This is a genomic window from Pricia sp. (genome assembly GCF_041745955.1).
Taxonomy (GTDB): domain Bacteria; phylum Bacteroidota; class Bacteroidia; order Flavobacteriales; family Flavobacteriaceae; genus Pricia.
Genome location: NZ_JBGTHY010000339.1, coordinates 1 through 5,335, shown reverse-complemented (window position 1 = coordinate 5,335; position 5,335 = coordinate 1). Strand labels below are relative to the sequence as shown.

The following is a 5,335-nucleotide window of genomic DNA, read 5'->3' as shown; positions in this document are numbered from 1 at the left end:
CATCGGTGGCTGGGTATCGGTCAAGATCAGCTCCATTTCGGAGTCCGGCACTAACTCATCGGTCAATTTTTGACGAAATATACGGGTTACGGAACTAAAATAGAGATACCCATCATGTATGCGCATGGCCGTTCCGTAGCTGCTTTTGTCAAGATAATCGCCGAAAGTCTTAATGATGTCGGCCTTACCGTCGTTATCGGTATCGCGTAGCGCCGCGTTTCCCCCTACGGAATCGGGAAATCGTAATTTTACGTAGATATCGCCATTGTCTTTTACGGCCAAATGCCTGGCACGCCCTTTAAGGCTATCGACCACGACCAGGGCTTCAAAGCCTTCCGGTAGAAAAACTCCACCATTGTCCGGGTCGCCGGCGGGCAATTTTTGGGAACATTGACAAAAGATAACGCAGATTAAAAAGTAAAAAATACATGCAAACCGGTTTTTGCCCAATACGGATGTTTTAAAAGAAGGATTCGATACGGGTTTCATTTAATGTTGAAATCTCTTTTTTGAGGTTGTTGTATTACATCCAATAATTTAGCCTTAACAAAACACCAGTAGCGTTGGACCTTATGCCCTGAACAATTTAGGAAGAATTCTTTACTCATGAAAGTCTGAAAAACAAAACTTTTTTATAAAGCACGCATCAGGAAGATGCGCTTGAAAGTTCTTCAAAAATTCGTTTCCCTACAATTTTTTCCTGCCCCGGCTTTAACATAAACACCGTAAGGTCGATACTGCTTTCGTCGTCACCCCAAGCAATTATCTCGATCGAAGGATTTCCTTGGCGCAAACTATCCCCCAGTTCGCTACGGGATACTTTTGTTTGTTTCCGGTCCCACTTAATATTCATCTTCGGGGTGTGATTGGCGATGGGCGGCACGGTCACGGCAACTTCAACACCTTTGACTTTTTTGACGGCATCTTCAATAACCGCAACACGATTTTCCCACATTTTCCACTCCTCGTCATGATCCCTCTCGATGTAACCGCGAAGAGCGGCGTACATCCCCAGCATTTCCTCCTTGTTCACTTTCATTCCGCGTCCAATTGTGCGACCATTCGGAGCATTATTGATTTTGGCGCCGTCGACAATATCCTTAGTACCCATAAGTACCCCGGCACTCTGCGGGCCACATATCGCCTTACCACCCGAAAGGGCCACAAAACTAAAGCCCATATCGTTGAACTTCCAAAGATTGGATACCGGAGGTACGTCGGCGGCGATATCGATCGTGGCCGGTAGATTGTGCTTTTTCGCCAACTGAAGCCATTCTTCATGCTTTATTTTCCCTTCCAGGGTGTTGCAATTCAAAAAGTGCATCGATGCCGTCTTTTCGTTCGCGGCCTTATCAACATCATCGGCCGTCTCCACGGGAACCAATGAAATTCCCGTATTGGAGAGTGCATGTTCATACCCGTCGAAATGCGCTTTTTGAATGATGACTTCGGACTTGATGCCCGCTTCTTCCAAACCGTGGGGAAGCTGCTTAACCTTTTCCTGGTCCATTCCGGTAAGTATTCCGGCCATGCCCAGGGTCAAGGCAAAATGCGCCGGCAGTAACCATGGCCGCTTCCGAATGGACGATTTTGGCTATTTTTGCCCCGACCTTGTCTTGCACCTCGTTCAGCATAATAAATTCTTGGGAAGAAGCAATGATGGCCTCCATAACCTCCTCGTCCATCAACGAGGCCGTCATGGTGGTATAAGTTCCTGCCGCATTGATAAACGTTCTCAAGCCGAGTTCTTTAATCAGGTCGCGTTTCGGTTCCGATGTTACGGAAGGGGCGGCGAACACCGATTGAAACGGTATAAGACTTCCGACAATTGCTCCGGCCGCCGGGGTTACCGCGGCCCATTTAATGATTTCCCTTCGTTTCATATATTCGGTATTTTCGATACGGCAACTATTTTATCGGCACAAATTTCAAGCATACCGGTGCGCCGACCTTGATGGTTTTTCCGGTAGGCGTCAGCGATCCTGTTTCCCCATTCCGTTTGAAGATAACGATTTCGTCGCTGCCGCCGTTTCCGACCAGCAGAAAATTTCCTGTGGGGTCTATGGCGAAATTACGGGGGTTCTTGCCCAAGGTCGATTGACGGCCTGCATAGGTCAATTCCCCCTTCTTGTTTATGGCATAGATGACCACCTCATCGATATCGCCCCGTAACGATCCGTAAAGAAATTTGCCGTCGGGCGAAATATGTATGTCGGCAGCATCTATAGGCCCTTTATAGCCTTGTGACGGCAACGCGAAGGACTGTTTGGGATGCAGCTTGCCTTTTTTATAATCGAAGACGGTCACGTTTCCCGTCATCTCTTGGATCAAGTAGGCAAATTTCCCGTTGGGATGAAAGGTGAAATGCCGGGGACCGTTGCCAGCCTTAACGCTTACGAAAGCTGGGTCTGCCGGGGTCAGCGGGGCTGATCTGGCAAGGTCTACGGTATACATATTTATCCTGTCCGTTCCAAGGTCGGGCACATATAGATAGCTGTTATCAGGGGATAACACAGCGGCATGGACGTGCGGTTTTGTTTGGTTTTTGAGTATACTGCTTCCCTCGTGCTGAATGGATTGAATCTCGGACCCCAACGAACCATCGGCGTTGACGGGAACGGCGGATAAACTTCCTCCGCTATAATTGCCCACGAAAACAAACTTGTTTTTATCGTCCACCGAAACATAACACGGTCCGTTACCGCCCGAGCTTGCACTGTTCAAAAAATCAAGTTTTCCGGAGGCCGGGTCAAAGGAAAATGCAGAGACCGCTCCTTTCCCGTCACCCACTTCGCTAACGGAATACACATGCTTTCCATCTTTGGAAGCCGTCAGGAAGGACGGGTTTTTAATACCCGTAGCTTCTGCACGATAGCTGAATTCACCGGTTTCCCCGTTGAATTTATACACATATATGCCCTCGCTCTTGCCGGGTTCGGTATAGGTGCCGATCAGAAGGTTGAATTCTTCTGCCGGGGACGCCTGACCCAGCATAGTAGAAATAGGCCCAAATATCGTAATCAGTATCAATACGAAGTTTCTTAGAGATTTATATTCCATAATTATAGTCGACAGAATTCATGCTATTTTTTAAATAATAATACCGCCTAAAAATAAACAAAAAAAACCGTGATTTTCTTTCAGGGTCAATTCTTATGAAATTCTAATTTCAAGAAATTGACTGCACCTACAAGTTGGATTTTGTTCCCCACCGGTTTTATTATTATGGATTTTTACGGATGCCACTAAGTTCATTAAAGTTGGGTCGGTACGCTATCCACGGCAAAAGCCAACGGCCGATGTGCAAATAAAGTTTTTGGACATCGATATTCCCGCTGCCGAAGTGGAATTCGTGCGGATAGAAATCAATAGCTCGCTTAAAAATTCCGATTGGCATCTCGAACCGGCCAGTGAAAGCTAGATTTTTTTGGATGAGGTACTGTTTAATTCAGCTCAGATTAATTGAACTCAGAAAATTATTCCATCCGCGTTCTAATTATACTGTACCTTCCTCAAAATCCGTAACGCCTCCTTCAGCGACCGATATACTTTTTCGTCATATTTTTTTAACAACGGCCGCGCAACATCCATTCGCTCTTTCGCTTCCTCAAAACCGTTTAAATAGCAGATCAAATAGGTATCGGGCAAATGTTCCAAATCCTTTTTTTCAGAAAGGGCCAAGGCGATATTCTTTTGCAATTTTTGGAGCAGCACGTTGTTCGCATTAAAAATATGATAAAGGCTCTTTTTATCATACTTGGGTGGCTCAAAAAGGAGTTTGCTCTGTATTTGATAGGTGCCATTCTCCTCAAATGTGATGACGACTTCCTCCAGGGGATGATGGTTCTGCTTGGTACCCAGTCCTAATTGCACATACTCTTTTATGGTAAAGGAGTCCTCATCGTAGTCGATAGTAATTTCATCCAAGGTGGAATAAAATAGCTTTACCTGTTCGTTGATCAGTTCGATATCGACCCTTGAAAAATAGGTCTTGTCCTTTACCTTTTTGCGGTTTCCGGCCCAGCAGAGCACGAATTGCTCCTTGAATACTTTATAGGCGCTTTCCAGATCGGGGTGACGGTGGTTGATAAAGTCGATGACGCCGTCAAGGGTAAGCTCTATGTTGTTCTTGGCGTGCTGTTCGATGGTGGCAACCGCCTTGGAATTGATATCCTTTAGTTCGATACCATACGCTTTGGGCATACTGATGCTACCTTCGCGAAAGAAGACCATACCGCCGTAATACTTCCAAATATTCTTTCGTAAGGCACATACCTTTCCGTTGGAGGTTAGAGTCACGAGCCCCACGACCTTTCCCTCCGGCAGGTGGGGAAAGGGAATATTCTCATAGGATATCAAGGGCGGATTATCTAAATAGGCATTGACCAGGTTTTGGATTTTACTGTCGTCAAAAAAGTCGACGCCCACAATCTTATTGTCCTCGTCCTCGACACCGATTACAATGAACGAATGATTCTTCGGATTGCTGTTCGCCAAGGCACAGACATGTTTCAGGAACTTCGCCTTCCCTTCCTTCTGCCCGATTTCGATAAAGCGTTTTTTGTCATAAAAACTGTTCTCGTCGTTATGGGAGAGCAGGTTTTTTACGAGAAGGCGTTTGTTGATCATTGTTTAAACTACGATTATATTTTAGCATCGGTCATTGCCTGTCGTCTTGGGCTACCCCAAAAATTTAGCGTTGTTCGGTGACCCGCAATGCCCACCCTATCGGGACTCAATTCTTGTTCCAAACCGTCGCCGAAGCCTGCGCCGTAGGCATGATGGTCAGATCGGCAATGTTCACATGCGGCGGGCGGGTAACCACGAAATACAGGGTTTCGGCGATATCCTCGGCCACCAAGGGCCGAAAACCATTGTAAACGGCATCGGCCTTTTCGCCGTCACCCTTAAAACGAACGTTACTGAATTCCGTTTCGACAGCTCCGGGGTTTACGGCACCGACCTTGATGCCATAGGGGTTGAGGTCCATTCGCATACCGGTGGTCAGGGCGTCGACGGCATGTTTGCTGGCACAATAGACATTGCCTTTCGGGTAGACTTCCTTACCTGCCGTAGATCCGATGTTGATGATATGGCCGGATTTCCTTTCGATCATTCTGGGGATGACTGCCTTTGAAACATACAGCAATCCTTTTACGTTGATGTCGAGCATGGCATCCCAATCATCGGTACTGCCTTCGTGGATAGGGTCAAGACCGTGGGCGTTACCCGCATTATTCAGCAGGATGTCGATGTTCGCAAATTCCGAAGGAAGCGATGCCATAGCCTTGAACACTTCATCCTTATCCCGGACGTCAAAATTCAAGGTGGTTAC

General features: G+C 46.7%; 5 protein-coding genes and 1 pseudogene. All 6 read right to left on the bottom strand.

What is annotated here, in order from left to right; all coding sequences use genetic code 11:
- A pseudogene (locus ACEW8S_RS12460) lies at positions 1-378 on the bottom strand (cytochrome C); the annotation flags it as partial.
- A 268-nt stretch (positions 379-646) separates the two neighbouring features.
- On the bottom strand, positions 647-1,531 hold the full coding sequence (locus ACEW8S_RS12455; RefSeq protein WP_373518472.1) for a selenocysteine synthase: 885 nt from the start codon (positions 1,529-1,531) through the stop codon (positions 647-649).
- Positions 1,491-1,883 carry a hypothetical protein gene (locus tag ACEW8S_RS12450; RefSeq protein ID WP_373518471.1) on the bottom strand — a complete coding sequence of 131 codons (393 nt, stop codon included), beginning with the start codon at positions 1,881-1,883 and terminating at the stop codon, positions 1,491-1,493. The genes ACEW8S_RS12455 and ACEW8S_RS12450 overlap by 41 nt, the downstream gene beginning before the upstream one ends.
- Positions 1,884-1,908: 25 nt before the next feature.
- Positions 1,909-3,060 (bottom strand): lactonase family protein, encoded by a 1,152-nt coding sequence (locus ACEW8S_RS12445; RefSeq protein ID WP_373518470.1) that lies wholly within the window; start codon positions 3,058-3,060, stop codon positions 1,909-1,911.
- 432 nt (positions 3,061-3,492) lie between these two features.
- Positions 3,493-4,629: an ATP-binding protein gene (locus tag ACEW8S_RS12440; protein WP_373518469.1), complete on the bottom strand. Its 1,137-nt coding sequence runs from the start codon at positions 4,627-4,629 to the stop codon at positions 3,493-3,495.
- Positions 4,630-4,735: 106 nt separating this feature from the next.
- Positions 4,736-5,335 (bottom strand): SDR family NAD(P)-dependent oxidoreductase (locus tag ACEW8S_RS12435; RefSeq protein ID WP_373518468.1); only part of this gene is annotated, 600 nt, incomplete at its 5' end.